The 24,787-nt window shown below is 72.1% G+C and carries 21 protein-coding genes; 7 read left to right on the forward strand and 14 right to left on the reverse strand.

The features are described from left to right. Nucleotides 1-16: 16 nt before the first annotated feature. The 5 genes from HHX41_RS16655 to valS all read right to left on the reverse strand — a co-directional run bounded on the left by HHX41_RS16655 (nucleotide 17) and on the right by valS (nucleotide 5,658). Entirely contained in the window at nucleotides 17-409 is a 393-nt protein-coding gene (locus HHX41_RS16655) for an OB-fold nucleic acid binding domain-containing protein (protein ID WP_030505482.1), read from the reverse strand. Between the two features lie 171 nt (nucleotides 410-580). After that, the gene (locus HHX41_RS16660) at nucleotides 581-1,255 is read right to left on the reverse strand and encodes a DUF3710 domain-containing protein (protein WP_182906671.1); all 675 of its coding nucleotides are present in this window, start codon (nucleotides 1,253-1,255) and stop codon (nucleotides 581-583) included. Between the two features lie 47 nt (nucleotides 1,256-1,302). Then, nucleotides 1,303-1,743 carry a dUTP diphosphatase gene (dut, locus tag HHX41_RS16665; RefSeq protein ID WP_182906672.1) on the reverse strand — a complete coding sequence of 147 codons (441 nt, stop codon included), beginning with the start codon at nucleotides 1,741-1,743 and terminating at the stop codon, nucleotides 1,303-1,305. A gap of 11 nt (nucleotides 1,744-1,754) precedes the next feature. Then, nucleotides 1,755-2,936 (reverse strand): AI-2E family transporter, encoded by a 1,182-nt coding sequence (locus HHX41_RS16670; RefSeq protein WP_182906673.1) that lies wholly within the window; start codon nucleotides 2,934-2,936, stop codon nucleotides 1,755-1,757. A 199-nt stretch (nucleotides 2,937-3,135) separates the two neighbouring features. Further along, nucleotides 3,136-5,658, reverse strand: a complete 2,523-nt coding sequence (gene valS / locus HHX41_RS16675) for a valine--tRNA ligase (RefSeq protein ID WP_169980169.1) — start codon at nucleotides 5,656-5,658, stop codon at nucleotides 3,136-3,138. Nucleotides 5,659-5,727: 69 nt separating this feature from the next. Between valS and HHX41_RS16680 the strand changes: the two genes are divergently transcribed. Beyond that, nucleotides 5,728-6,045, forward strand: coding sequence for a DUF4235 domain-containing protein (locus HHX41_RS16680; RefSeq protein WP_169980167.1), 318 nt, complete (start codon nucleotides 5,728-5,730; stop codon nucleotides 6,043-6,045). Here HHX41_RS16680 and HHX41_RS16685 read toward each other — a convergent pair. The 5 genes from HHX41_RS16685 to HHX41_RS16705 all read right to left on the reverse strand — a co-directional run bounded on the left by HHX41_RS16685 (nucleotide 6,035) and on the right by HHX41_RS16705 (nucleotide 11,265). Beyond that, nucleotides 6,035-7,432 carry a trehalose-6-phosphate synthase gene (locus HHX41_RS16685; RefSeq protein WP_169980165.1) on the reverse strand — a complete coding sequence of 466 codons (1,398 nt, stop codon included), beginning with the start codon at nucleotides 7,430-7,432 and terminating at the stop codon, nucleotides 6,035-6,037. The two genes, HHX41_RS16680 and HHX41_RS16685, sit on opposite strands and share 11 nt — an antisense overlap. 258 nt (nucleotides 7,433-7,690) lie before the next feature. After that, nucleotides 7,691-8,500 carry a hypothetical protein gene (locus tag HHX41_RS16690; RefSeq protein WP_310742020.1) on the reverse strand — a complete coding sequence of 270 codons (810 nt, stop codon included), beginning with the start codon at nucleotides 8,498-8,500 and terminating at the stop codon, nucleotides 7,691-7,693. 19 nt (nucleotides 8,501-8,519) lie between these two features. Next, nucleotides 8,520-8,819 carry a DUF4193 domain-containing protein gene (locus HHX41_RS16695; protein ID WP_030505490.1) on the reverse strand — a complete coding sequence of 100 codons (300 nt, stop codon included), beginning with the start codon at nucleotides 8,817-8,819 and terminating at the stop codon, nucleotides 8,520-8,522. A gap of 258 nt (nucleotides 8,820-9,077) precedes the next feature. Next, complete coding sequence (locus HHX41_RS16700) at nucleotides 9,078-10,562, reverse strand: HAMP domain-containing sensor histidine kinase (RefSeq protein ID WP_310742021.1); 1,485 nt, start codon at nucleotides 10,560-10,562, stop codon at nucleotides 9,078-9,080. A 49-nt stretch (nucleotides 10,563-10,611) separates the two neighbouring features. Then, nucleotides 10,612-11,265, reverse strand: a complete 654-nt coding sequence (locus tag HHX41_RS16705) for a response regulator transcription factor (protein ID WP_169980162.1) — start codon at nucleotides 11,263-11,265, stop codon at nucleotides 10,612-10,614. Between the two features lie 241 nt (nucleotides 11,266-11,506). Here HHX41_RS16705 and HHX41_RS16710 point away from each other — a divergent pair, with 241 nt between their 5' ends. Then, nucleotides 11,507-11,671 carry a hypothetical protein gene (locus HHX41_RS16710; RefSeq protein WP_169949406.1) on the forward strand — a complete coding sequence of 55 codons (165 nt, stop codon included), beginning with the start codon at nucleotides 11,507-11,509 and terminating at the stop codon, nucleotides 11,669-11,671. Between the two features lie 303 nt (nucleotides 11,672-11,974). Here the strand turns inward: HHX41_RS16710 and HHX41_RS16715 are convergent, their stop codons facing one another. The 3 genes from HHX41_RS16715 to HHX41_RS16725 all read right to left on the reverse strand — a co-directional run bounded on the left by HHX41_RS16715 (nucleotide 11,975) and on the right by HHX41_RS16725 (nucleotide 15,230). Further along, the gene (locus tag HHX41_RS16715) at nucleotides 11,975-12,151 is read right to left on the reverse strand and encodes a hypothetical protein (protein ID WP_169980160.1); all 177 of its coding nucleotides are present in this window, start codon (nucleotides 12,149-12,151) and stop codon (nucleotides 11,975-11,977) included. Nucleotides 12,152-12,346: 195 nt separating this feature from the next. Continuing rightward, entirely contained in the window at nucleotides 12,347-13,168 is an 822-nt protein-coding gene (locus tag HHX41_RS16720) for an inositol monophosphatase family protein (RefSeq protein ID WP_182906674.1), read from the reverse strand. A 115-nt stretch (nucleotides 13,169-13,283) separates the two neighbouring features. Continuing rightward, nucleotides 13,284-15,230 (reverse strand): alpha/beta fold hydrolase, encoded by a 1,947-nt coding sequence (locus HHX41_RS16725; protein WP_182906807.1) that lies wholly within the window; start codon nucleotides 15,228-15,230, stop codon nucleotides 13,284-13,286. A 116-nt stretch (nucleotides 15,231-15,346) separates the two neighbouring features. On the opposite strand from HHX41_RS16725, the gene HHX41_RS16730 reads away from it, so the two are divergent. Further along, nucleotides 15,347-16,348: a ferrochelatase gene (locus tag HHX41_RS16730; protein WP_182906675.1), complete on the forward strand. Its 1,002-nt coding sequence runs from the start codon at nucleotides 15,347-15,349 to the stop codon at nucleotides 16,346-16,348. 22 nt (nucleotides 16,349-16,370) lie between these two features. Here the strand turns inward: HHX41_RS16730 and HHX41_RS16735 are convergent, their stop codons facing one another. Then, entirely contained in the window at nucleotides 16,371-17,597 is a 1,227-nt protein-coding gene (locus HHX41_RS16735; RefSeq protein WP_310742022.1) for a lytic transglycosylase domain-containing protein, read from the reverse strand. Nucleotides 17,598-17,774: 177 nt separating this feature from the next. Between HHX41_RS16735 and HHX41_RS16740 the strand changes: the two genes are divergently transcribed. The 4 genes from HHX41_RS16740 (at nucleotide 17,775) to HHX41_RS16755 (ending at nucleotide 24,785) form a co-directional block, all read left to right on the forward strand. Next, nucleotides 17,775-18,965, forward strand: a complete 1,191-nt coding sequence (locus tag HHX41_RS16740) for an MFS transporter (RefSeq protein WP_182906676.1) — start codon at nucleotides 17,775-17,777, stop codon at nucleotides 18,963-18,965. Nucleotides 18,966-19,052: 87 nt separating this feature from the next. Then, entirely contained in the window at nucleotides 19,053-20,345 is a 1,293-nt protein-coding gene (locus tag HHX41_RS16745; protein ID WP_182906677.1) for a D-arabinono-1,4-lactone oxidase, read from the forward strand. 500 nt (nucleotides 20,346-20,845) lie between these two features. Then, entirely contained in the window at nucleotides 20,846-23,089 is a 2,244-nt protein-coding gene (gene sepH, locus HHX41_RS40645) for a septation protein SepH (RefSeq protein WP_259401021.1), read from the forward strand. 301 nt (nucleotides 23,090-23,390) lie between these two features. Continuing rightward, nucleotides 23,391-24,785 (forward strand): vanadium-dependent haloperoxidase, encoded by a 1,395-nt coding sequence (locus tag HHX41_RS16755; protein ID WP_182906678.1) that lies wholly within the window; start codon nucleotides 23,391-23,393, stop codon nucleotides 24,783-24,785. The last annotated feature ends 2 nt before the right edge of the window (nucleotides 24,786-24,787 follow it).

The raw sequence follows: 24,787 nt of genomic DNA on the forward strand, positions 1-24,787 counted from the left end.
ACGGTCTCCAGAGAGATCAAGGGCCACCGGCCGGGCGTAGCTCGTAACGGGGGTTGAACATGACCTTGCGGCCGTCCTGGACGCTGACCAGCCCTTCGGCCCGCACCACCCGGCCCGGCTCGATGCCGGCGATCTTCCGGCGGCCGAGCCAGACCAGGTCGATCACGTCCGACCCGTCGTACAGCTCCGCCTCGAGGGCCGGCGCGCCGCCGCGCGGGCGGAGGGTGACGGTGCGCAGCGTGCCCGCGACGCAGGTGCGCTGACGCTCACCGCACCGGGCGATGGGTGTGGCCCCCTGCTGCTCCAGGTCCTCCTGGAGCTCGGCGGCCTCCAGTTCGGCCTGGCTGGTGGTCAGCCGTCGGAAGAAGCCCCGCAGTCCGCCTCGTCTGGCAGGCTCCGGCGTGCCCATCGGTCACTCACCCAGCTTCCTCCCCCTGCGGGGGATTCGTCGTCCCGGCTTCCAGCCTAGGCCCGTCGTTTCCCACCGCAGCATACGTGAGCCGCAGACGGGCCAGAAGGACGGTCAGGGCAGGGCTTGCTCCTCGATTCGGTCAACCGGCGCGCCGCCCCGCGGCGCAGGTCAGCGGATCTCGCTGATCTCGGGACCGCGTTCGAAGGGCCGGAACTCCTGGCGGCCCCCCTGCTCCTCCATGGCATGCCGCGCCTCGGCCGGCAGGCGGAGCTGGATCGCCTCCCTGGGCGGCATCGGCTCGTCGCCGCGCACGACGACGATGTCGCGCACGACGTCCTCCAGGATTCGCGCCGCCTCCGGATCGACCGCCGCCCTACCGCTGATCACGGCCCGCAGGAACCAGCGCGGCCCGTCGACGCCGACGTAGCGCACCGGCTGCCGTCCCTGCGCCTGGCCCTGTGCGGGCACCTCGGCCGCGATCTCGGGGCCGAACGGGCCGTCCCGCTCCTCGGCCGCTCCGCCCGCGGCCACCACCTCGCGGGCCAGCTCGGCCCGCACCTCGTTCCAGATCCCGCTGCGCTTGGGCGCGGCGAAGGCGTTCACCTGCAGGGCGCTCTCCTCGACCAGGACGATCACACCGTCGACCTGGTCGCCCGCCATGCTGAGCTGGATCTCGAACCCGGGGCCGACGGGCAGGCGCAGGCCCCCCAGGTCCACTCGCTCGGCCTCCGGATAGTCGTCGCCGGAGTCCCAGGGGCCCGTCGTCCGCGCCGGGGCGGGGCTTTCCTCCCGCCCGACGGCTGCTGCGGTCTCCTCCTCCGCGCGTCGCCGGCGTCGCAACACTTGTCTCACTCTCCTCGCATCGTGGCCCGTTCCCGGGCCCCGCGGTGTCAGCTCCCCGTCGAGCCGAACCCGTTCGTGCCCCGTACGGAGCCGGGCAACCGGTCGACCTCGTAGAACGCCGCCCGTTCCACCCGCTGGACGACGAGCTGAGCGATGCGGTCGCCGCGCCGGAGCCGTACCGCGTCCTTGGCGTCGGTATTGATCATCGTCACCCTGATCTCGCCCCGGTAGCCGGCGTCGATCGTGCCCGGCGCGTTGACCAGCGTGACACCGTGCCGGGCCGCCAGGCCCGAACGCGGGTGGACGAAGGCGGCGTAGCCGTCCGGCAGCGCGATGGCGACACCGGTCCGCACGACCGCCCGCTCACCGGGCAGCAGCTCGACGTCCTCCGCCGCGTACAGGTCAGCCCCGGCGTCACCGGGATGGGCGTACGACGGGAGCGGAAGGCCGGGGTCGAGCCGGTGTATCAGGATCTCGACATCGCTCATGAGGCAAGACCCTACCCGTTGCGCTGGGGGGACACCGCCTCTCCCGCTCCGGAGGACGGGCGTGCCGTCTCCGGTTCCTGCCCGCTCTGCCCGGGGGCGGCGGGCTCCGGCTCCTGGGAGGGTGCGGACTTCGGAAGGCCGGCCTCTTCGGCGCCGGGCGGGCCGCCTTCGGCCGGCGGCTCGATCTCGGGCTGGGCGCGGCGCAGCTCGGGCAGCGCGCGGTAGATGACCGCCGTGAGCGGCACGGCCACCACGGCGCCCGCGATGCCGCCGAGCACACCGCCCACCGCGAGGACGAGGATGATCGCCAAGGGGTGGAACTCCAGGGCCCGGCCGACGATGAGCGGCTGGAGCACGTGGTTTTCCAGCTGCTGCTCGACCACGAGGACGCCGACGAAGATCAACGCGTAGACCCAGCCCTGGGAGCCGAAGGTCACCAGCGTCGCGATGCCGCCCGCCAGCAGGATGCCGACGACCGGGACGAAGCTCGCCAGGAAGACGAGCACCGCGAGGGGCGCCCACAGCGGCACCCGCATCCCGGCGAGCACCACTCCGATCACGACTCCGTGGATGGCCGCGACCGCGACCGTGCCGTGCACATAGTGCGAGATCGTCGCCCAGGCCGCCCGGCCCGCCCGGTCCACCCGCGGCGCGGTGCCGCCGAAGGCGCGCAGGAACCAGCCCCAGATCCGTTCGCCGTCCTTCAGCAGGAAGAAGGTCACGAAGAGGATCAGCACGATCGAGGTGAGCACCTCGACGACCGCGGTGGCGCCGCTCAGCACCGTGCTGGTGATCTGACTGCGGTACTGGGTGATCTGGCTGCTGAGCTGGTCCACGAAGTCGGCGATCTGCGCCTCCTTCAGGTGGAGGGGACCGTGCAGCAGCCAGTCCTGGACGTTGCGCACGGTGACCTGGATCTGCAGGACCAGCCGGGGGAACTCCTCGTTCGCCCGCACGCCGATCAGGAATCCGATGCCGACTATCAACGCGAGGCCCAGCAGCATCGTGATCCACGTCGCGTAGATCGGCCGGAGCCCGGCGGAGCGCAGCCGTCGCGTCAGCGGATAAAGCAGGGCCGCGAGCAGCAGCGCCACGACCACCGGCATGACGACGAAGCTGATCCTGCCGATGATCTGCCACAGGAAGTAGACCATCGCGCCGAGCAGCAGCAGCCGCCAACTCCACGCGGCCATCGTGGCCAGGGTCGGCGGAACCCTCTCATGGGTACTGCGGTTAGACGGGATCACGGATCCAGCCTGGCATGTCGGCGGGCACGGCGCGCGGCCGTTTTACCCGTGATTGGGGATCGATTCGGCGCGATCCGCGGCCGGCCGCCGCGCCGCCGCGCCGCGGGATCGCCCCGCGGCGCGGCGGTGGCCGGCGGCGTCGTCGTCAGGCGGTCAGCTCGGCGACCGCGTCGAGCGGGGCGTCACCGGGTTCGAGGACGAACTCCTCGACGTTGCCGGCCGCGCACAGGTCGTCCTGGGCCAGCCGGACCAGCTCCGCCTGGTCCCCCGACACGGTCAGCCGGGAGACCTCGGCCCGCATCGACAGCCGGGCCTCGGACTTCGCCCGGCGCACACGGCGGAGCACCTCCGCCACGGCGTCGAGCACCGCGGTGTCGCCGAGCCCCGCCTCGGGCAGCTCGCCGGCGGACGGCCAGGCGGCGCGGTGCACCGAGCCCTCCCGCCACCACGACCAGACCTCCTCGGTCACGAACGGCAGGAACGGCGCGAACAGCCGCAGCAGCACGCCGAGCGCGCGCCGCAGGGCGGCGACGGCCGAGGCGTCCCCGGCGTACGCGCGGGCCTTGACCAGCTCCAGGTAGTCGTCGCAGAACGACCAGAAGAACCGCTCGGTCCGCTCCAGCGCCCGGGTGTAGTCGTACGCCTCGAACGCCTCGGTGGCCTCGGCGACGACCGCCCGCAGCGCGGCCAGCATGGACAGGTCGACCGGCTCGGTGACCTCGCCGCCGCCCTCGGACCGGAAGCCGAGCACGAACTTCGACGCGTTCAGGATCTTGATGGCCAGCCGACGGCCGATCTTGATCTGCCCGGTGTCGAACGCCGTGTCGGTGCCGGGACGCCCGTTCGCCGCCCAGTAACGGACCGCGTCGGAGCCGTACTCCTCCAGCAGGCCCAGGGGCGTGACGACGTTGCCCTTGGACTTCGACATCTTCTTGCGGTCGGGGTCGAGGATCCATCCCGAGATCGCCGCGTGCCGCCAGGGCAGCCCACCGTGCTCCAGGTGCGCACGCACGACCGTGGAGAACAGCCAGGTGCGGATGATCTCGTGGGCCTGCGGCCGCAGGTCCATCGGGAAGACGCGGCGGAACAGGTCGTCGTCGCGCTCCCACCCGGCGGCGATCTGCGGGCTCAGCGAGGAGGTCGCCCACGTGTCCATGACGTCGGGATCGGCGACGAAGCCGAACGGCTTGCCCCGCTGGTCCTCGGTGTACCCGGGCGGCACGTCGCTGGACGGGTCGACCGGCAGCGCCGACTCGGGCGGGACGATCGGAGCCTCGTGGATCGGCTCGCCCTCGGCGTCGAGCGGGTACCAGACCGGGATCGGCACGCCGAAGAACCGCTGCCGGGAGATCAGCCAGTCGCCCGCCAGGCCCTCGACCCAGTTGTCGTACCTGACCCGCATGTGCGGCGGATGCCACTCCAGCTCCCGGCCGCGCTCCAGCAGCTCCGCGCGCAGCCGCGCGTCCCTGCCGCCGTTACGGATGTACCACTGCCGGGTGGTGACGATCTCGAGCGGCCGGTCTCCCTTCTCGTAGAACTTCACCGGCCGCTGGATCTTGCGCGGCTCGCCGTCCAGGTGGCCGGACTCGCGCAGCATCTCCACGATCCGCTCGCGCGCGCTGTGCACCGTCTTGCCGGCCAGCTCGGCGTACGGCTCGGCGGGCACGCCCTGCGGCGGCTCGGGGAGCAGGCGGCCGTCCCAGCCGATCACCGGCCGGGTCGGCAGGTCCAGCTCGCGCCACCAGGTGACGTCGGTGACGTCGCCGAACGTGCAGATCATCGCGATGCCCGAGCCCTTGTCCGGCTCGGCGAGGTGATGGGCCACGACCGGCACCTCGACCCCGAAGACCGGGGTGCGGACGGTGGTGCCGAACAACGGCCGGTAGCGCTCGTCGTCGGGGTGGGCGACCAGCGCCACGCAGGCCGGGATCAGCTCGGGGCGGGTCGTCTCGATCCACACCATGCCCTCGCCGGGCCGCTCGAAGCCGATCCGGTGGAAGGCGCCGGGCCATTCCCGGTCCTCCAGCTCGGCCTGGGCCACGGCCGTACGGAACGTCACGTCCCACAGGGTCGGGGCCTCGGCGACGTACGCCTCGCCGCGGGCGAGGTTGCGCAGGAACGCGCGCTGGGACGCAGCCCGGGCGCCCGCGTCGATGGTCGCGTACGTCATCGACCAGTCCACCGACAGGCCGAGACGGCGCCACAGCTCCTCGAACGCCTTCTCGTCCTCGGCGGTCAGCCGCTCGCACAGCTCGATGAAGTTCCGGCGCGAGATCGGCACCTGCCGCTTGGCGTCCGGCTTCTCCGGCGGCGTGAAGTCCGGGTCGTACGGCATGGAGGGATCGCAGCGCACGCCGAAGTGGTTCTGCACGCGACGCTCGGTGGGCAGGCCGTTATCGTCCCACCCCATCGGGTAGAAGACCTCGCGCCCCCGCATCCGCTGGTAGCGGGCGATCGTGTCCGTGTGCGTGTAGGAGAAGACGTGCCCCACATGGAGGGACCCGGACACGGTGGGCGGCGGGGTGTCGATGGAGTAGACCTCGTCCCTGCCCCGGGACCGGTCGAACCGGTAGGTGCCCTCGGCCTCCCAGCGCCCTACCCATACCGCTTCCAAGCCGTCGAGTGTGGGTTTCTCGGGCATGGCTGCGGGGAGTCGCTGTTCGGTCATGCCACCACATGGTATGGCGTGGACCGCCACCCCGTGCGGAGACACTAAGGTCGTTATCGAGGAGGAATCATGGCGGACATGGCTCGGGAGGCCAAGCGCGAACTCGGCGCGATGGACAAGCCCGACATGCAGTGGCGTATCGTCGGCGGCCTGCTCGGCCTGGCGGTGGGCTTCTGCTCGCGCAAGGTGCTGTCGTTCGCGTGGGAGAAGGCCACCGGCAAGAAGCCGCCGGCGAGCGCCGACTCCCCCGACATCGGGCTCGGCGAGGCGATCGCGTACGCCGTGGTGATGGGCCTGGGCATGGAGATCACCAGGATCGTCGTCACCCGGTCGGCGGCGAGGAAGTGGCGCAACTGGAAGGACGCCGCCCGGGACCTCACTCCGTAGGAGCGGCCCGCTCCCCGGACTCCAGGGCGGTGAGGAAGTCGCTCGCCCACCTGTCCACGTTGTAGGTGGCGACCCTGCGCCTGAGCGAGCGCATCCGGCGCGCCAGCTCGTGCGGGGTCGCCCGCATCGCCGCCAGCATCGTCCGCTTCATGCCGTCGATGTCGTACGGGTTGACCATGTAGGCCTGGCGCATCTCGTCGGCCGCGCCGGCGAACTCGCTCAGCACGAGCGCCCCGCGCAGATCGTGGCGGCAGGCGACGTACTCCTTGGCGACGAGGTTCATGCCGTCGCGCAGCGGCGTGACGACCATGACGTCGGCCGCCAGGTAGAGAGCCGCCAGCTCCTCCTTGTCGTACGACTGGTGCAGGTAGGAGATCGGCATGCGGCCGAGCACGCCGTGCTCGCCGTTGATGCGGCCCACTCTCAGCTCGATGTCGTTGCGCAGCCGGATGTACTCGGCGACGCGCTCCCGCGTGGGCGTCGCGACCTGGACGAAGACCGCCTCGTCCGGCTTGATCACGCCGTCGTCGAGCAGCTCGCCGAACGCCTTGAGCCGCTGGCCGATCCCCTTGGTGTAGTCGAGCCGGTCGACGCCGAGCAGCACGTGCTCCGGATCGCCCAGCTCGGCGCGGATCTCCCTGGCCCGCTGCTGGACGCGCGGCTCGCGGACGAGCTGGTCGAGCTCGCCGTAGTCGACCGAGATCGGGAACGACTCCGCGCGGACGGTCCGGTCTTCGAGCTGGATCTCGTTGCGGAGGTACTGCACCCCGAGCAGGCGGCGGCACAGGCGCAGGAAGTTGGCCGCGCCGCCCGGCCGCTGGAAGCCCACGAGATCGGCCCCGAGCAGGCCTTCGAGGATCTCGTTGCGCCACGGCAGCTGGTAGAACAGCTCACCCGGCGGGAACGGGATGTGCAGGAAGAACCCGATCTTCAGATCGGGCCGCAGCTTTCGCAGCATCGCGGGCACGAGCTGGAGCTGGTAGTCCTGCACCCACACGACCGCGCCGGGCGCGGCGGCGTCCGCGGCCGCGCGGGCGAACCGGTCGTTGACCGCTCGGTAGGCGTCCCAGAGCACGCGCGAGTAGACGGGCGTCGCGACCACGTCGTGGTAGAGCGGCCACAGGGTGGCGTTGGAGAAGCCCTCGTAGTACAGCTCGACCTCGAGCTGGGACATCGGGATGGGGATGAGATGCATGCCGTCGTGGTCGAAGGGCTTCAGCTCCTCTCCGGCCGCTCCGGTCCAGCCGAGCCAGGCCCCGTCACGGCGTTGCATGACGGGCGCGATGGCGGTGACAAGCCCTCCCGGGCTGCGCCGCCACTCGTTCTCGCCCACGCGATCGACCGGTAGCCGGTTCGCGACGATCAGAAATGAGCTGGTGCCACGCATGCATCTCCTCCAGGTGGTCGCCTGTGACCACCATACGGAAAGTCACCAGTGACCCCCATACCCGTAAGAACGTGCACAATTCCCACCGGTTGTTGTGAGAATGATCTCACGCAGCTCATACGGGGTCGGCAAGTGGTTTAGACCACTGGGTGACACTTCCCTACCTGAAAGATCAGGACGGTCCGAGAGGGCCGATAGGGACGGCACCTGGGCCGATGCCCGTTCTCCCCGGGGGACGGAACCGGATCGGCAGGGGGATCAGCCGGATGCGGAGGGTCCGCCTGGAGACGGGGGCGTCAGCTCGGAGATAGGGGTGGCGGCATGGGGCAGAGCGCGCTGGCGGCGCAGGTCCGCGCGCACGGCGGCGGCGAGCTTCTTGGTGGCGGCCCGGTTCAGCGCGCCGCCGGCCACGGCGCCGGTGAGGAAGGGGCCGAGTGTGGTGAGGTGCCGACCGAGCGTGCGCATCAGGCGGTTGCGCAGCGCGGTCTTGGCGGCGGTCCCGAGCGCGATCGTGGCCGAGCCGGGGGCGAGGGGGTTGACGCCCCGCTGCTTCGACCAGGCGAGCGCGAACGCGGCCGCCCTCTGGGTGCCGTTGCCGGGGACCCGCACGTCGTACACCTCGTGTAGTTCGGCGAGGAGCTTCACCTCGATGGCCGCGACGACCAGCGTCTCGGCCACGATCTGGGCGGGTGCGGACAGCAGGAGCGGCGGAGCGGCGAACTCGGCCGCGGCGAGCGCCCCGCCGACCGCGCCGACCGCCGTCGTCGCCTTGGCGGCGGTGCGGACGAGGTCGTCGGCGAGCTGCTCGCCGGTGAGCCCGTAGTGGTGTTCCCGCAGGGTCTCAAGGTCCCTGACCGGTAACCGCGGAGCGATGTTCATGAATACGTCGGCAAGCCATCGGCCACGGCCGACTCCCCGTTGGCGCGCCTTCCCCGCGGACCGTGCCAGGGCCCCGCTGAGGCGGCCGAGCAGCCGGCGCCGCTCGGCCCCGTCCGTCTCCTCAGAGGCGACGAGCTTGCCGACCAGGTCGGCGACCTCGTTGTTTGAATCATCCGCTGCTGAAGTCACGGACCCTCCCAAGGGTCTCCTAGGCGGCGCACTCGCGGCAGACCTGCTGGCCGTTCTTCTCCGAGGCCAGCTGGCTGCGGTGGTGCACCAGGAAGCACCGCGAACAGGTGAATTCGTCGGCCTGCCGAGGAATCACCCGCAGCGAGAGCTCCTCGTTCGACAGATCCGCCCCCGGCAGCTCCAACGACTCGGCCAGATCGGTCTCGTCGATGTCGATGCTGCCCGACGACTTGTCGCTCCTACGCGCCTGGAGTTCCTGAAGGCTGTCCTCGTTGAGGTCGTCGTCGGTCTTACGCGGGCTGTCGTAGTCGGTAGCCATCTGCTACTCCATCCCCCTCATCTATCTGCCTGCGCCTGTGTCGCGCGTGGATAACGCTCGGAAGGCCGGTGTTGTGCCCGCGGGGGCCGGTAAATTGTGCAATCGGTACCCGCTTGAACGAACACTGAACCTTCCGACACGCGAGGGGCGTCCCGCCGGAGGCTGCGGTTAGCCAAATATGGCGAAAACCACAGTATCGGCGGTATCCCTACCGCGTTCGACGGCACATCCAACCACATGTACGGCGCGCTCGCTCCATCAGCGCGCCGACTGCGGCGTCCCCGGAGATCCCCCGGTTCCGGAGAGTCGTACCGTCACCACGAGACCGCCCCCGTCTCGGGGAACGGCGGCGACCGTACCGCCGTGCGCACGGACGATCGCGCGCACGATGGACAGGCCGAGACCCGCGCCCTTGGCGGACTGGACCCGGTCGGCATTCAGGCGCCGGAACGGCTCGAACAGGCTCTCCACCTCGTACGCGGGAACGTGCGGTCCCGTGTTCGCGACCTGAACAACCGCACCCCCGTCGACAATTCCCGTCCGGACCCATACTTTTCCGGACTCGCCAAGATTGTGCTTGATGCCGTTCTCAACCAGGTTGGAGACGCAGCGTTCTATGAGAACGGGGTCGCCGGTCGTGGCCGCCGGGTGGAGGTCGTGCTCGACCGTGACGCCCTCTTCCCCGGCGAAGGGGGCCAGTTGCTCCACCGCCGTCCTGGCGACCTCCTGGACGTCCACGGGCTTGCGCACCGACAGCTCGCGCTCGCTGCGGGCGAGCAGGAGCAGGCCCTCGATGAGCCGCTCGTTGCGGGCCGTGGTGCCCAGGAGCGTACGCCCGAGCACCTTCAGATCGTCGGAGGCCTCGGGGTCGGACAGGGCCACCTCCAGCACCGTCCGGTTGATCGCCAGCGGCGTGCGCAGTTCGTGCGAGGCGTTGTCCACGAACCGCCGCTGCGCGTCGAAGGCGGTGTTGAGCCTGGTGAGCATGGCGTCGAAGGTGTCGGCCAGCTCCTTCAGCTCGTCGTCGGGGCCCTGGAGGTCGATGCGCTCGTGGGCGAGCGAGGTCTCCGACAGCTTCCGCGCGGTCGCCGTCATCTTCATTACCGGCCGCAGGGCCCGGTCGGCCACTACGTAGCCGAGCATCAGGGCGAAGATCCCCACGCCCAGCAGCGCCAGCAGCGCCCGCTTCAGCAGTTCGCTGCGCGCCGCCGCGGTCACCGCCGCCTGCGACTGGGCGAACTGCCTGTTGACCTGGTCGACCCACTCCTGCGGCACGATCCCGCTCGGGATGTAGATCTTCGGCACGTTCTGCCAGCCGACGTCGATCGCCTGGCCGACCAGCACGTACATGACCATCACCAGCAGCGCGCCGGCGACGAAGACCAGCGCGGCGTACGTAAGGGTCAGGCGCCACCGGATGCTGACGCGGTTCTGCAGCGACCTGATCTCGTCGAGCAGGTTGCCCCGCTGCACCGGGTGGGCGACCAGCGGCGGCGGCCCGTCCCAGGCGGGCGGGCCGCTGGGCGGCGGCACCTGGCTGCGGTAGGGGCCGGTGCCCATCGGGTTCGACATCCTGCGGGTCGGACCCGCCGCCTGCGCTCCGGCCGGAGCCGGCGAGCCCGGCGCGGTCGCGGAGCCCGGCGCGGTCGCGGAGCCCGGCGCGGTCGCGGCGGAGCCCGCTTCGCCGGGCGGCGGAAGGATCTGCGGCGTCCCCCTGTCGGAGGCGTCACGCGGTTCGGTCACAGGACCCCCTCCCCCGGGGAACTCGCGGAGACGGCGGCGGCGCGGGTCGTCACAGCCGGTACCCGACGCCCGGCACGGTCTCGATCACCGGCGGATCGCCCAGCTTCTTGCGCAGCGTCATCATGGTCACCCTGACCACGTTGGTGAACGGGTCGATGTTCTCGTCCCACGCCTTGTCGAGCAGGTCCTCCTGGCTGACGACGGCGCCCTCGGCCCGCATCAGCTCCTCCAGCACCGCGAACTCCTTCTTGGTGAGGTGGATCTCCGCGCCGTCCCTCGTCACCTGACGCCTGCCGGGGTCGAGCCGGATGCCCGCGCGTTCGAGAACGGGCGGCAGCGGCGGCGCGGACCTGCGGCCGAGCGCGCGCACCCGGGCCACGAGCTCCATGAACACGAAGGGCTTGGCCAGGTAGTCGTCGGCGCCGATCTCCAGCCCCTCGACCTTGTCGTCCACGTCACCCGCGGCCGTCAGCATGATGATCCGCGAGGCCGACCGCTGGGCGACCAGGCGGCGGGCCACCTCGTCACCGTGCACCTTGGGCAGGTCGCGGTCGAGCACGATCACGTCGTAGTCGATGTAGCCGGTCTTCTCCAGAGCGGCGGCGCCGTCGTAGGCGACGTCGACAGCCATCGCCTCCCGGCGGAGGCCGGTGGCGATCGCGTCCGCGAGCACCCGCTCGTCCTCCACCACAAGCACGCGCATCAAGTCCTCCTAGCTGGTACGACGTCCTAATTGTGGTCACATTCGACGTAAGCCGCCGGTAAGCGGTTCCAGCGCTCTACGTGACGTAGAGCACAGAAATTCACAGGTTTGCGGTCGGTCCGGACATGGGTAAGGCCCGTGACACCCTCCATTGTCGTGTGCCGGGGAAGGGCGTGCCTCACCGCAGGAGCCGCGCCGGAGCCCCCAGTGACACGTTTCGCCCCCTGAGAAAGAAGGTGAGATGGGCGAGTTCACGACCACGATCGAAACCAGGCTCGACCAGGCCTACAAGGGTCTTGAAGAGGCCACCACGAGCGGGGACGACTTCCTCGCCGACACCCTCACCGCCGAGATCGAGGACCTGCACCGCCTCGCCGAGGATCACGGCATTTCCATCCCGCGCTGACCGCTACGAACACTGACGAGGGGGCCCGCCGATCGGCGGGCCCCCTCGACTGTGTGCCCGGGCGAACTCCGGGCGTCCGCGCCGGGCGGACGCACGCGCGTCGTGCCCGGCGCTCTCTGCGCGCGTTGTGCCCGGCGGACTCCGCGCGAAATCACCGCGAACCCTGGGCGAACCCTGCGCGAACCCCGCATGTACTCGGCGGGAGTTCACAGCGGCTCCTGGTCAGGCGCGCGGCGGCCGCCGGCTCGGCGCCCCGGGCCATAGTCGCGCAGAGCGTGGCACCGCCGGTGTCACGCGAAGTCGTCACGCGAAGTCGTCACGGTCCACGTCGGCCTCGGACATGGCCTCTTTGAGCTTGGCGGCCATCTCGGTGTCCTGTGGGCCGCGTCGCGAGTCGCCCCGCTGTGCGGGCGCGGCCTGCCGCGACAGGGCCGGGTCGTTCTGATCGGTCTTGGGGGCGTTCTCTTCGGGAACGGTCATGTTCTGCTCCTTCCGCCGTCGTCCTGCGCCGCGTACCCGCGAGGCGGCCGGGCATGCCGCCGGGACCTGGGCAATCGACCGACGAGCACAGAGCATCGCGGTTGATGAGCACCGAGCAACGCGACGATGAGCGACCGCGGCGCCGGCCGGATCGACCGGCCGGCGCCGCGCGGACGTTGTCGAAGCCGGGGGCCTTCAGTCGCGTTCGGGGTCGAGGGGGACGAGCAGGTCGTGCAGTTCCTCGAAGAGCCCGGGGGCCGCGCACAACGTCATGTCGGGGCTGACCGGCCTGCCGTTCAGGCCGCCGAGCCGGGCCCCGGCCTCCACGGCGATCAGGCCCGCCGCCGCGTGGTCCCAGTAGTTGGTGCCGCGCTCGTAGTAGGCGTCGACGCGGCCCGTCGCGACGGAGCAGAGATCGACGGCGCACGAGCCGCCGCGCCGGATGTCCCTGACCTGGGGAACGACCTGTGCCAGCACTTCGGCCTGCACCCGGCGACGCCCGGCTTCGTAGCCGAACCCGGTGGCGACGAGGGCCTTGGCCAGCGGGACGCCGGTGTTGCAGCGCAGTCGCTCGCCCCTCAGCCAGGCGCCCCCGCCCTTCGACGCGGTGAACAGCTCGCCGCGCGGCACGTTGTGCACCGCTCCCGCGACGATCTCGCCGTCCACCTCGACGCCGATGCTCACCGCCCAGTCCGGCAGGCCGTACAGGAAGTTGACCGTGCCGTCGATGGGGTCGACGACCCACCGGACGGCGCCCTCGCCGGGGGTGTCGCCGCCCTCCTCGCCGAGGATCGCGTCGTGCGGCCTGGCCTCGGCGATCCTGCCGCGGATCAGTTCCTCCGCGGCCCGGTCGAGGGCGGTGACGACGTCGGTGGGGCTCGACTTGGTGGCGAGCACCTCGGGCCGCGCGGGCCGCTTGGCGAGGAGCATCTGGCCGGCCTCCTCCGCTATGCCGGTCGCCAGTTCCAGCAGTTCCTCCACCCGCGCGCGGTCATGCCGGTACTCCCGCTCGTCCATCCTGGCCTGCCCCCTCCTCGTACGTGCTCGGAAAACGAAGCGCGGCCGGCGCCCGGCTCGGGCGTCGGCCGCATGGAGACATCCTTCCAAATCAGGATGTACCGCCACTCAACGGTCAGCTCAGGGACGGCGGCCGGGTCCACTCCTCGTCCAGGACGTGCTGAGAAAGGAAGGCCAGGACGGTCTCGTACCAGGCGATCGCGTTGCCGGGCTTGAGCACCCAGTGGTTCTCGTCGGGGAAGTAGAGGAACTTCGACTCGACCCCCGAACGCTGGAGGTCCCACCACAGCCGCAGGCCCTCGCCGATCGGCACGCGGTAGTCCTTGTCACCGTGGATCACCAGCATCGGCGTCCTGATCTCCCCGAGCGACCGGTGGGGCGACAGCCGGGCGTACCGGGCGGACCCGAGGACGCCGAACTCCCGCTGCCAGTAGTTCGCGCCGTCGGTGGTGCCCGCGAACTGGTCCAGGTTCCACAGCGAGGCGTGCGTCACGATGGCCCGGAACCGGTCGGTGTGCCCGGCGACCCAGTTGGCCATGTAGCCGCCGAACGACCCGCCCATCGCCGCCGTCCGCTGCTCGTCGATCTCCGGCCGCTTGAGGCACTCGTCGGTGATCGCCATGAGGTCGGCGTGGGTCACCGGCCCCCAGTCGCCCCAGCCCCGCTCGACCATGCCCTGGCCGTACCCGGTGGACAGGCAGGGGTCGGGCAGCAGCACGGCGTAGCCGTGCCGGGCCATGAGCCAGGGGTTCCAGCGCCAGCTCCAGTCGTTCCAGCTCGACAGCGGACCGCCATGGATCCACAGCAGGAACGGCGCCGGGTCCTCGGCGGTCGCCTCCGCGGGGACGACCAGCCAGCCGCGGATCTCGGTCCCGTCCTCGGCCGTCGCGGTCACCTCGGTCAGCGTGCCGGGCAGGTCGAGCGGCGGCGTCGGCGAGGGCAGCGTCGTCACCGAGCCGTCGGCGGCGATCCGCACCGGCCGCGGCGGCGAGTCGATCGCGCCGCGCAGGGCGTAGACCGAGCCGTCGGGGGCCGGGCACAGTTCGGCGTACGCACCGTCGTCCGAGGTCACCCGGGTGACCGCGCCGTCGAGGGGGACGCGGAAGACCGGCCGCCGGCCCTGGTGGTCGGCGGCGAAGTAGAGCTCCCGTGACGAGGGCGCCCACGCGACCGCCGCGGGGAAGATCTCCCCGGCGACCGTGCGTCCCTCGCCCGTGTCCAGGTCGACCACCCACAGGTCGAGCGCGACCGGCGCCTCCTCGGTGCCGTGCCGCTCCCGCACGCAGGCGACCAGCCGCCCGTCGGGCGACACCACGACCGGACCGCCGAAGTCGTGCCCGCCGGACGTCGCGAGCGTGCGCCGGGACCCGTCCGCGACGTCGATCGCGACCAGGTCCCAGCGGACGTCGCCGTTCCGGAGCGGCACCCGCCAGGTCGTGACCACGGTCCGCCCGTCCGGGGTGACGTCGAACGACATGTGCTCGTCCAGCGCGCCGCCGGGCTCGGGCGTGAGGTCACGCACGTCCTCCAGGCCCTCGCGCGCGGCGCGGCCGGCGAAGATCCGGGTCTGCGCCGGGCCGAGGTCGTGGTCCCAGTAACGCACCGGATAGCCCTCGTGCAGGATCGCGCTCACCCCGGCCTCCTCGCGGGCCTTGCGGCGCTCCTCCTCGGTGCCGGCGTCGCCGGGGAGCACCGCGGAGGCGTAGACGACCGCGCCGCCGGCCGCCCGCACGCCGGAGACCCCACCTGGGCGGGTGGCGACGCGCACCGGCTCGCCGCGCTCGGGCAGCAGCCACAGGGCGGCGGTGTCGCCGCCGGTCTCCTTGGCCGTCTCGTCGGGCCTGCGGGAGACGAAGAACAGAGTCCCGTCGGGGGTGAACTCGGCCCCCGCCTCCCCCTTCGCCGACCTGGTCAGCCGGCGGGGCTCGCCTCCGGGGTCCTGGGGGATCTCCCACAGCGCGGTGCCGTACGACTTGCCGTCGGGGTTGAGCGACTGGACCACGGACACGAGCCGGGTCCCGTCGGGCGACAGCCGCAGGGAGTTCACGCGCGGCAGGGCCATGTATTCGGGGATGTCCGGAAATTGGCTCACCGCTCGAACCTACTCGCAGACGCGGCAGCCGCCCAACCTTTAAGGCGCGGGCCAGACTGTCGTACCGTCCGCGTAAGGTGTGGCGCATGGGGAGCACCAACGGGTACGACGCCCTGCTCGTCGTCTCCTTCGGCGGGCCGGAGAAGCCCGAGGACGTCATGCCGTTCCTGGAGAACGTCGTGCGCGGCCGGGGCGTGCCGCGCGAGCGGCTGCTGGAAGTCGAGGCGCACTACCAGGGGTTCGGCGGAGTCAGCCCGATCAACCAGCAGTGCCGTGACCTGATCGCCGCGCTCGACGTGGACCTGCCGGTCTATTGGGGCAACCGCAACTGGCACCCGTTCCTGGAGGACACGGTCCGCCGGATGAAGGAGGACGGCGTCCGCAAGGCGGCGGCCTTCGTCACCGCGGCCTACAGCTCCTACTCGTCCTGCCGGCAGTACCTCGACGACATCGCCCGTGCCCGCGCCGCCGTCCCCGGCGCCCCCGAGATCGTCAAGCTCCGTCACTACTACGACCACCCCGGGTTCGTCGCGGCGATGGCCGACCACACCCGCGAGGCCCTCGGCCGGCTGCCCGAGAGCGACCGCGATCAGGCCCGGCTCGTGTTCACCGCGCACAGCATCCCCGTCTCCATGGCCCGGACGGCGGGCCCGGCGGGCGGTGCGTACGAGGCCCAGCTCAGGCGGGCCGCCGAGCTGGTGACGGCCCAGATCGGTGAGGCACGGCTCGGCGAGGGGCGGGCCTGGGACCTGGTCTGGCAGAGCCGCAGCGGCCCGCCACAGGTGCCCTGGCTGGAGCCCGACGTCTGCGACCACCTGAAGGCGCTGCACACCGAGGGCGTGCGGTCGGCCGTCCTGGTGCCCATCGGGTTCGTCTCCGACCACATGGAGGTCGTCTACGACCTCGACGTCGAGGCGGCGGCCACGGCCGAGAAGCTCGGCATGGCCCTCACCAGGGCCTCGACCGCGGGCACCCATCCGCGGTTCGTGTCGATGGTGGCCGAACTACTCGCCGAGCCCGAGCCCGCTCCATGCCCGGCGACCTGCTGCCCGGCACCCGTGCGGCCCGCCCGCCCGGCGGCAGGGTGACGGTCCGGTAAGACTTTCCCCCTCAGGAGGCGTACGCGCGGGCGTAGGCGTCCGCGAGGGACAGGACCTTGTTCACGTAGTCCCAGGAGTGGTTGTAGAACCACACGGCCTTCCTGAGTTTGTCGCCGCCGGCGCCGGCTCCGTTGGCGCACAGGTATTTGGCGGCCGACGGCACCGCGTCGTAGGGGCTCCAGATGTCCGCCTCGCCGTCGCCGTCGCCGTCCACGCCGTACGCCTTCCAGGTGGCGGGCATGAACTGCATCGGCCCGAGCGCCCCCGCCGACGAGGGGCCGTTGTTGCGGCCGTGGCTGCTCTCGACCTGCCCGATGGCGGCCAGGACGGTCCACGAGAGGCCGGGGCAGACGGTGGCGGCCCGCTGGTAGAGGTCCAGGTAGCTCCCGGGCCGCCCCACCAGGGCCTGTCCCGGTGTGGCCGTGGCGTGCGGCCGGGCCGCGGCCTGCCCGACCCGGACTACCTGCGCGCCCTTGCCGAGCAGGCGCCTGACCGCCGTGTCGCTCACCTTGCCCGGGTCGCCGTGGACCAGCACCACGACGCCGGCGGGGAAGCCGAGCCTGCGCCCCAGGTCCTGGCTGACCAGGCCGTCCACCCCGGGCAGTCCGAGCGAGGCCGAGGCCGCGACGCGCAGCCTGGGGCCGCGGTCGATCTGGTAGTCCGCGCCGAGCACCATGCCGAGACGCTTGATCGTGGCCACGTCGGCGACCATCTCGCCCCGGGCGAGCGCGCTCCACACCTCCGGGTGGTCGGCCACGCGCTTGGGCGTCCACGACCGGAACGTGGCCGGGTCGACCGCGAGCAGCCGCAGGGCCGTGCCCGACACGTGGACCGCGCCGCCGTCGGTGACCGCCACCTTCTGTACGTGCCGCAGCTTGGCGATCTTCAGCAGGGTGCCCTCCGGCACCCGCTTCGGGGCGATCGCCAGCAGGTGCGGCGGCGTGACCTGCACGCCGGGCCCGCCGACGACGGGCGCGCTCGACGGCAGCGTGCGGTCGGGCACGAGGCTTCCCGCCGTCGCCCGCGCGGCCGGAGGCGGGTCGCCCGCCCGCGCTCCATCGGTCTCCGCCCGTGCCGCGTCCTGCCCCGGACGGCCGCCGCCCGCCGCCAGCGCGCCCCTGTCCGGCCAGGTGACCAGGAAGGCGGTGCCGGCGGTGATGACGCTCAGGATCACGACGGCGAGGCCGGTCACGATCGGGCGCAGCCGCGCGGAGGCGGCATGAGTGGGTGTCCTCACCTCAGCCCCTGCACCCCCGACGCGGAAAAATCACTTGCCTCATGATATGCGGGTAGGCGATAACCAAACCGGAGACAAACGCCGTCCGCGTGTCCCGGGGGGCGCCCTGGGACCGCCGCCGCTGTCGAACGGCCGGCCCGGACGCACACGCACCACCGTGCGGAAGGGAAACACACCATGGTCGGGCCGTATCGGGGGCTGTTCGGCACGCCCGGAGTCAAGGGCTTCGTCATCTCCGGGTTCATCGGGCGCGCGCCCATGTCGATGCTCGGCATCGGCGTCATCCTGCTGATCTCCGCCGTCACCGGGTCGTACGCGACCGCCGGGGCGGTCGCGGCGGCCGTGTCGCTCGCGTTCGCCGTCGCCGCGCCCCTGTCGGGGCGGCTGGTGGACCGGTTCGGCCAGGCGAAGGTCCTCGTCCCGTTCATCCTCCTGCACGCCGTCTCGATCACCGCCCTGATGCTGTGCGCGCACGCCGGGGCACCGCAGTGGACGCTGTACGCCACGGGCGTGGCGTCCGGGGCGACCGGCCTGTCGCTGGGCTCGATGGTCCGGGCCCGCTGGTCGCACGTGCTCAAGGACTCCGGCCGGCTGCACACCGCTTTCTCGTTCGAGTCTGTGGCCGACGAGATGATCTTCGTCGGCGGGCCGGCCTTCGTGACCGCGCTCACCACGGGCGTCAACGTGTACGCCGGGCTGATCGCCACCATCGCCTTGGCCCTGGCGGGCACCCTCGCCTTCGCCTGCTTCCGCGGCACCGAACCGCCGGCCGTGCGGCACCGGAGCGCGGGCCGGTCCCCGATCGCGATCCCGGGGGTCGCGATGCTGTCGGCCGTCTTCCTCGCCATGGGGGCGGTGTTCGGCTCGATCGACATCATCACGGTCGCCTTCGCCGACGAGCACGGCAGCAAGGCGGCGTCGGGATTCCTGCTCGCCTCGATCGCGGCCGGCAGCATGGTCTCCGGCCTGTGGTTCGGCTCCCGCCAGTGGAAGATCAGCCTGCGCAGCCGGTTCGTCCGCGGCCTGTCGCTGTTCGCGGCCGGGCTCACGCCCGTGCTGCTGATGGACGACATCCGGGCGATGGCTCCCGCGCTCTTCCTCGCCGGCCTGTCGATCTCTCCCACGCTGATCACCGGGTTCTCCCTCGTGGAGCGGATGGTCCCGGCCGGGCAGCTCACCGAGGGCATGGCGTGGATCTCCACGGCCCTCGGGCTCGGGGTGGCCGCCGGCGCGTGGGCGGGCGGGCGGCTGACGGACCTGTTCGGCGCATCCAACGCGTACGGTTTCTCCTACGCCTGCGCGCTGCTCGCGGTGGTGGCCGGCCTCGGCGGCTCCGCGCTGGTCCGGAGGCGTCAGTACACCGGCTGAGCGGCGGGCCGCGTGCCCATAGGCAGCCGGCCCGATCATGAGTAGTGTTCATGTCCACCCCGGGCAGGTGCCGGGGCGAGGAGGATCATGGACGCCTTCGTCAACTGGGCGCGCAACCAGTCGGTCACCCCCGCGGAGGTCCGCACCCCCGCATCGACGGCCGAGGTCGCCGACGCCGTACGGGACGCCGCCAGGACCGGCCGGCGGGTCCGTATGACCGGCACGGGGCACTCGTTCACCGGGGTCGCGCTCACCGACGGCATCCTGCTGCGGCCCGGCGCGCTGACCGGCGTCCTCGACGCGGGCGACGGATGGGTCAAGGTCGCCGCGGGCACCCCGCTCCACGCGCTCAACGAGGAGCTCCACCGGCGCGGCCTGGCGCTGGCCAACATGGGTGACATCACGGCCCAGACCGCCGCCGGGGCGATCCAGACCGGGACCCACGGCACCGGCAGGCACGTCGGCGGCCTCGCCGACCAGGTCGTCGAACTGGAGATGGTCCTCGCCGACGGCTCCGTGACGACGGTGCGCGAGGGCGACCTGTTCGACGCCGCCCGGGTGGGCCTCGGCGCGCTCGGCGTCCTGACCGCGGTCACCTTCCGGGTCGAGCCCGCGTTCCTGCTGCGGGCCCGCCGCGAGCCGATGGCGTTCAGCCGGATCCTCGAGACGCTCGGCGAACTGACGGAGACCGACGACCACCTCGACTTCTTCTGGCTTCCCCACACCGACACCTGCCTGGTCAAGCGCAACAACCGCGACGCCGGACCGGCCCGGCCGCCCGCGGCGTTCAAGCGGTGGCTCGACAACGTCTTCCTGGAGAACACGCTGTTCGGCGCGGCCTGCGCCCTCGGGGCCCGCTTCCCCGGCGCGGTGCCCACGATCAACGGAGTCTCCGCGCGCATGCTCGGGGCGTCGGAGTCCGTCGACGCGTCCTACCGGGTCTTCACCTCGGTGCGCGAGGTCCGCTTCCTGGAGATGGAGTACGCCGTTCCGCGCCACCACCTCGCCCAGGCCCTGCGCGAGACGCGGGACCTCGTGGAGCGGTCGGACTGGCCGATCACCTTCCCCGTCGAGGTGCGGGTCACGCCGCCCTCGGACGCCTGGCTGTCCACCGCGTACGGCAGGCCCTCGGCGTACGTCGCCTGCCACGTCTACCGCCAGGCCCCCGACCCCGCGTACTTCGAGGGCGTGGAGGAGATCATGGTCAGGCTGGGGGGCCGGCCCCACTGGGGCAAGCTGCACACCCGCGACGCGGACTACCTGCGTACCGTGTATCCGAGGTTCGGCGACTTCCTCGCGCTGCGCCGCGAGATGGACCCGGACGGGCTGTTCGCCAACGATTACCTCGACCGCGTACTCGGCGCGTCGCGGGAAGCCTGACCCCATGGCCGCGTAAAGTCCCTCTCCACGGTCCGGCGTCTTCCGCGTGTCGCGTTGCCCGCGCCGGCCCTCGGGCAGGCACATTGCGGAGCACGGGCACACCAGAGCCCGGCGCGCCACTCGAACCCGAGGGAGCAAGCAGGAATGAGACCCTCCCGCAGGTCCGGCCGCACGGCGTACGGCACGGTCACGGCGCCGTGCGCCGCGCCCGTGCCACACGGACGGGCGGTGGGCGCGCACCACCTGAGGAGACACGACCCTCGCTCTCGCCTTCTGGGCCGGATCGGCGGCGCGGCCGCCGTCCGTGGACTGCCGCTCCCACACGACCGACGGGTTGCGGAAAGGTGAACGCGAAAAATGTGACCGGGGTCACAACATCTGCCTCGCCCCCTGGCGAGGCGATGTTCGGACATGCCGGGTACGGTGCTGGAAGGCAACCGGCTCACGCGAGAGACTCAAGGGTCCGGGGGAAGACAGAGCACGACGACGAAGGGACTCGCATGCAGGAGCTCCGTCTCGTCGCGGTAAGTGAGGACGGAACGTACCTCGTCCTGGCGACGGCCGGGCGGGGCACGCGCTTCACGCTGCCCGTCGACGACCGGCTCCGCGCTGCCGTCCGCGGCAACTTCTCCCGTCTCGGCCAGTACGAGATCGAAGTGGAGAGCCCGTTGCGTCCCAAGGAGATCCAGGCGCGCATCCGTGCCGGCGAGACGGCGGAGGAGATCGCGGCCACCGCCGGCATTCCGGTGGAGAGAGTCCGCTGGTTCGAGGGGCCGGTTCTCCAGGAGCGCGAGTACATGGCCCAGCAGGCCCAGCGGGTCTCGGTCCGGATGCCCGGCGAGACGACCCCCGGGCCCACGCTCGGCGAACTGGTCGCCGAGCGGCTGACCCGGCGCGGCGTGCCCGCCGACGAGATCGACTGGGACTCCGCCAAGCGCGACGACAACCTGTGGCGGGTGCGGCTCGGCTTCGTCTGGAACGGCCACACCCGGCACGCCGAGTGGCTCTTCGACCCGCGCCGCCGCCACATCACCCCCAACGACGACGAGGCCATGCGCCTGTCGGCGGCCGAGTACGTCGAGCCGGAGCGGGACGACGCCACCGTGCGGCCCTTCGTGCCCCGCCTGGCGTCCAAGCTCGCCCCGGTGCCGCCGCTGCCGCAGGAGGCCTATCCGGCCCGTGACGAACGCGGTCTCGGCGTGCCTGCCGTACGTCCCGAGCCCGTGCGCTCCGAGCCGGCCGCGCTGGCCGAGCCCGTGCCGCCGCCGCGGCTGAGCCCGCCGCTGCGCGCGGAGCCCGGGCGATCCGAGTCCGGACGGCCGGAACCGTACGCGGACGAGCCCGCGGCGTACCGGCCCGAACTGACCCCGGTGCCCTTCCGGCTGCCGCAGTCGCTCATCGCCGCCCCCGACCCCGTGCCCCCGACCGACGCCAGGGTGGAGCGCGCCGCGGAGACCCCAGCGGAGACCACTGGGGAGCCGGCCGCCGAGTCCGTCCGGGTCGTCCCGCAGGCCGCGGACACTCGGGCCGTTCCGAGCCGTGAGGCCACCGGAGACGGCGCGGGCCGCGAGGACGGTCAGGACGCGGTGGGACGGCAGGCCGCGTCCCAGCCCGTCGCCGATGCCACGCCCGTGCCCGCTGCGGCGGCTGCGGCTGTCGGCGAGGCCACCGTCGCCGGACCGGCGTCCCGCCCGCAGGAGCCCGCCGCGAACGCGGCGCCGGACGCCGACGCCACCACGACGCCAAGCGATGCCGCGGGCACGTCGGCGGACCCGCAGGAGGCCGCGCGCCCCGCGACGCCCGCGGACGCGTTGTCCGCCGAGAACTCCTCGACGCCCACGGGCACCACGACGACCACGACCGTCGGCACCGCGGCGGCGCCGGACCCCGTTCCGGCTGGTACGGAGGCGACGGGCACCGCGACGGCGGACTCCGGGGCGACCGTTTCCGGAGCCGCGGACGTCGTGGCCGCCGGAGGCGGCGCCTCTGGCGGTGCCGGCGCGGCCGCCGCCGCAGCGGTCCCGGACGCTCACGCCCGCACGGACGTCCCCGGCGCGGCTGCCGAGGGCGAGCACCCGGCCGCGCCCGATCCGGGCACGGAAACCGGCACAGGCACAGGCACAGGCACAGGGGTGGACACCGCCATGGCCACGACCGCGGACCCCGCCGGCGGCGCCGCGGACGAGGCGACATCGGCGGTCGCGCTTTCCGCCGCCGTCCCCGCACCCGCTCCGCCCGCGGAGCCCGTAACGGCGCCCGCCCCCCGACCGGCGGCGGACACCGCGACGAGCGTGCCCACGGAGTCCGTGGCGGAGCCCACGACGGAGCCCGCCGCCCCGCCGGCGGCCGACACCGCGGCGAACGTCCCCGCGGAGCCCGCGACGGCCCCTGCCACTCCCGCCCCTGCCGCTCCGGCGGCGGAGGCCCAGCCGGCTGCCACTCAGGCGGAGGCCGCGCCGGCCGCTGAAGCTCCGGCGCAGCCGGCCGCCGAGGCCGCACCCACGCGTCAGGCTCCGGCTCCCGCCCCGGCGGCCCGTACGGGTGACGCCGGGAAGCGCGCGGGCGACGGGCCCAAGGACGGCGCGAAGGAGGCGCAGAAGGACGCCTCGAAGGACGCCAAGCCCGAGACGCCCGCCCCGCCCGTGCCGAAGCCGGCTCCCCCGCGTCCCCGCAAGTCGCGCGGACGCCGGGCCTCGGTGCCGACCTGGGATGAGATCATGTTCGGCGCCCGCAAGCAGGACTGACCCCGCGGGACGCCGGGCCTTCGAGGCCCGCTGAGCGGAGCCGGTGACGGCATCGGCCGTGATCAACCTGGCATGGAAAGGCCGGCGGGGAGTTCGCGAACTCCCCGCCGGCCTTTCGCACGTCCGCGCGGATGCCCGGCTGCGCACGAGGGCCGTCGCCGGCCCCGTCTCTCTGCGTCTCAGGCGAACAGCCCCGTGTCGGACTGTCCGGAACAGTTCCGGACGATCATCAGCCTTGTCCCGCGTCTCGTCGATCGACGATCTTCCGTGGTGTTCCCTCTTCCCCCCACGGAGGTTCTCCTTGCATCGACGATCACGGTGGAAACGCATCCGCGTGCTCGCGGCGGCCGCTCTGGTGACCGCAGGCACGCTGGTCGCGCTCCCCCGGGCAACGCACGCGGCGGTCACGGGGCCACCGCCGCAGGCGTCCGCCTTCGACCACGTCCTCTACTGGAACAGCGTCTTCCTCGACACCATCCGCACCCTTCCCCGGGACGGCGTCGACCCTCAGTACAGCCACGACGGGGACCCGACCCGGCTCGCGCGGGCCGGCGCCATGCTGCACATCGCCCTCCACGACGCGAACTGGCCGGCCGCGCCCGTCACGTACCTGCCGAAGATCACCCAGCAGAACCCGGACGACTCGATAGAGGCCACCATGGACGCGGCGGCACACCGCGTGCTCGAACACCTCTATCCGTACCTCGACTTCGACGCGAACCTCGCGTACGCGCTCGCGCAGATCCCCTCGTCGGTCCCGTCCCGCTACATCCAGGGCGGACGCGCCGACGGCGAGAGGATCGGCGATCTGATGATCGCCGAGCGGTCGGGGGACGGGCCGGCGTTCGACCTCTCCTACACGGAGGGCACGGTCCCCGGCGCGTGGCGGCAGACGGGCTCCGGACCGGCCGTGACGCCCAACTGGGGGAGGCTCAAGCCGTTCGCCATGACGTCTTCAACGCAGTTCCGGCCACCGCCGCCCGGCGGCTTCACCTCCTACGACCAGCTCGTCCGCAGTTCGCAGTACGCGCAGCAGGTCAACGAGGTCAAGGCGTACGGCGGGGCGGGAACACCCACCTCGCGGTCCGCCGACCAGACGCACGCGGCGTTCTTCTGGGCCAACGACGGCAAGGGCACCTACCGGCCGGTGGGGCACCTGTTCTCCATCACCCAGACGGTGGCCAAGCAGAGGAAACTGAAGCAGAACGAGACGGCGGAGCTGTTCAACCTCGTCTCCATGGCGCTGGCCGACGCGTCGATCGTCGCCTGGGGGGCGAAGTTCGACTCACCGGTCGACCTGTGGCGGCCGGAGAGCGCGATCAAGCTGGCCGACACGAACCTCAACCCCGCCGTCACACCCGACCCCTCCTGGGCGCCGCTGTCGGTGAACGCCGCCGGGCAGCACTTCTCGCCGCCCTTCCCCGCGTACATCTCCGGACATGCCACGTTCGCCGGGGCCTGGGCGGGCGTGATGCAGAGGTGGTTCGGGCACAACCTGACCTTCACCGCGTCCACCGACGATCCGAACGCCAACCCGAAGACCAGGACCTTCACGAGCTTCGAGCAGGCCGCCGAGGAGGACGCCCTCAGCCGGCTCTGGCTCGGCGTCCACTACCGCTGGGACGCCGACCGCGGCCTCGACGCGGGGTTCAATCTGGGTGACTTCGTCTACGTGACCAAGCGCGACCAGGGATAGGA

Origin of the sequence: Microbispora sp. H13382 (genome assembly GCF_014161445.1) — a bacterium.
GTDB lineage: Bacteria > Actinomycetota > Actinomycetes > Streptosporangiales > Streptosporangiaceae > Microbispora.

Excerpts from the sequence above, each read along its gene's own strand:
- HHX41_RS16655 (WP_030505482.1), bottom strand. The coding sequence starts at position 409 with ATGGGCACGCCGGAGCCTGCCAGACGAGGCGGACTGCGGGGCTTCTTC.
- dut (WP_182906672.1), bottom strand. The coding sequence starts at position 1,743 with ATGAGCGATGTCGAGATCCTGATACACCGGCTCGACCCCGGCCTTCCG.
- HHX41_RS16670 (WP_182906673.1), bottom strand. The coding sequence starts at position 2,936 with ATGGCCGCGTGGAGTTGGCGGCTGCTGCTGCTCGGCGCGATGGTCTAC.
- valS (WP_169980169.1), bottom strand. The coding sequence starts at position 5,658 with ATGACCGAACAGCGACTCCCCGCAGCCATGCCCGAGAAACCCACACTC.
- HHX41_RS16680 (WP_169980167.1), top strand. The coding sequence starts at position 5,728 with ATGGCGGACATGGCTCGGGAGGCCAAGCGCGAACTCGGCGCGATGGAC.
- HHX41_RS16685 (WP_169980165.1), bottom strand. The coding sequence starts at position 7,432 with ATGCGTGGCACCAGCTCATTTCTGATCGTCGCGAACCGGCTACCGGTC.
- HHX41_RS16695 (WP_030505490.1), bottom strand. The coding sequence starts at position 8,819 with ATGGCTACCGACTACGACAGCCCGCGTAAGACCGACGACGACCTCAAC.
- HHX41_RS16705 (WP_169980162.1), bottom strand. The coding sequence starts at position 11,265 with ATGCGCGTGCTTGTGGTGGAGGACGAGCGGGTGCTCGCGGACGCGATC.
- HHX41_RS16710 (WP_169949406.1), top strand. The coding sequence starts at position 11,507 with ATGGGCGAGTTCACGACCACGATCGAAACCAGGCTCGACCAGGCCTAC.
- HHX41_RS16715 (WP_169980160.1), bottom strand. The coding sequence starts at position 12,151 with ATGACCGTTCCCGAAGAGAACGCCCCCAAGACCGATCAGAACGACCCG.
- HHX41_RS16720 (WP_182906674.1), bottom strand. The coding sequence starts at position 13,168 with ATGGACGAGCGGGAGTACCGGCATGACCGCGCGCGGGTGGAGGAACTG.
- HHX41_RS16725 (WP_182906807.1), bottom strand. The coding sequence starts at position 15,230 with ATGGCCCTGCCGCGCGTGAACTCCCTGCGGCTGTCGCCCGACGGGACC.
- HHX41_RS16730 (WP_182906675.1), top strand. The coding sequence starts at position 15,347 with ATGGGGAGCACCAACGGGTACGACGCCCTGCTCGTCGTCTCCTTCGGC.
- HHX41_RS16740 (WP_182906676.1), top strand. The coding sequence starts at position 17,775 with ATGGTCGGGCCGTATCGGGGGCTGTTCGGCACGCCCGGAGTCAAGGGC.
- HHX41_RS16745 (WP_182906677.1), top strand. The coding sequence starts at position 19,053 with ATGGACGCCTTCGTCAACTGGGCGCGCAACCAGTCGGTCACCCCCGCG.
- sepH (WP_259401021.1), top strand. The coding sequence starts at position 20,846 with ATGCAGGAGCTCCGTCTCGTCGCGGTAAGTGAGGACGGAACGTACCTC.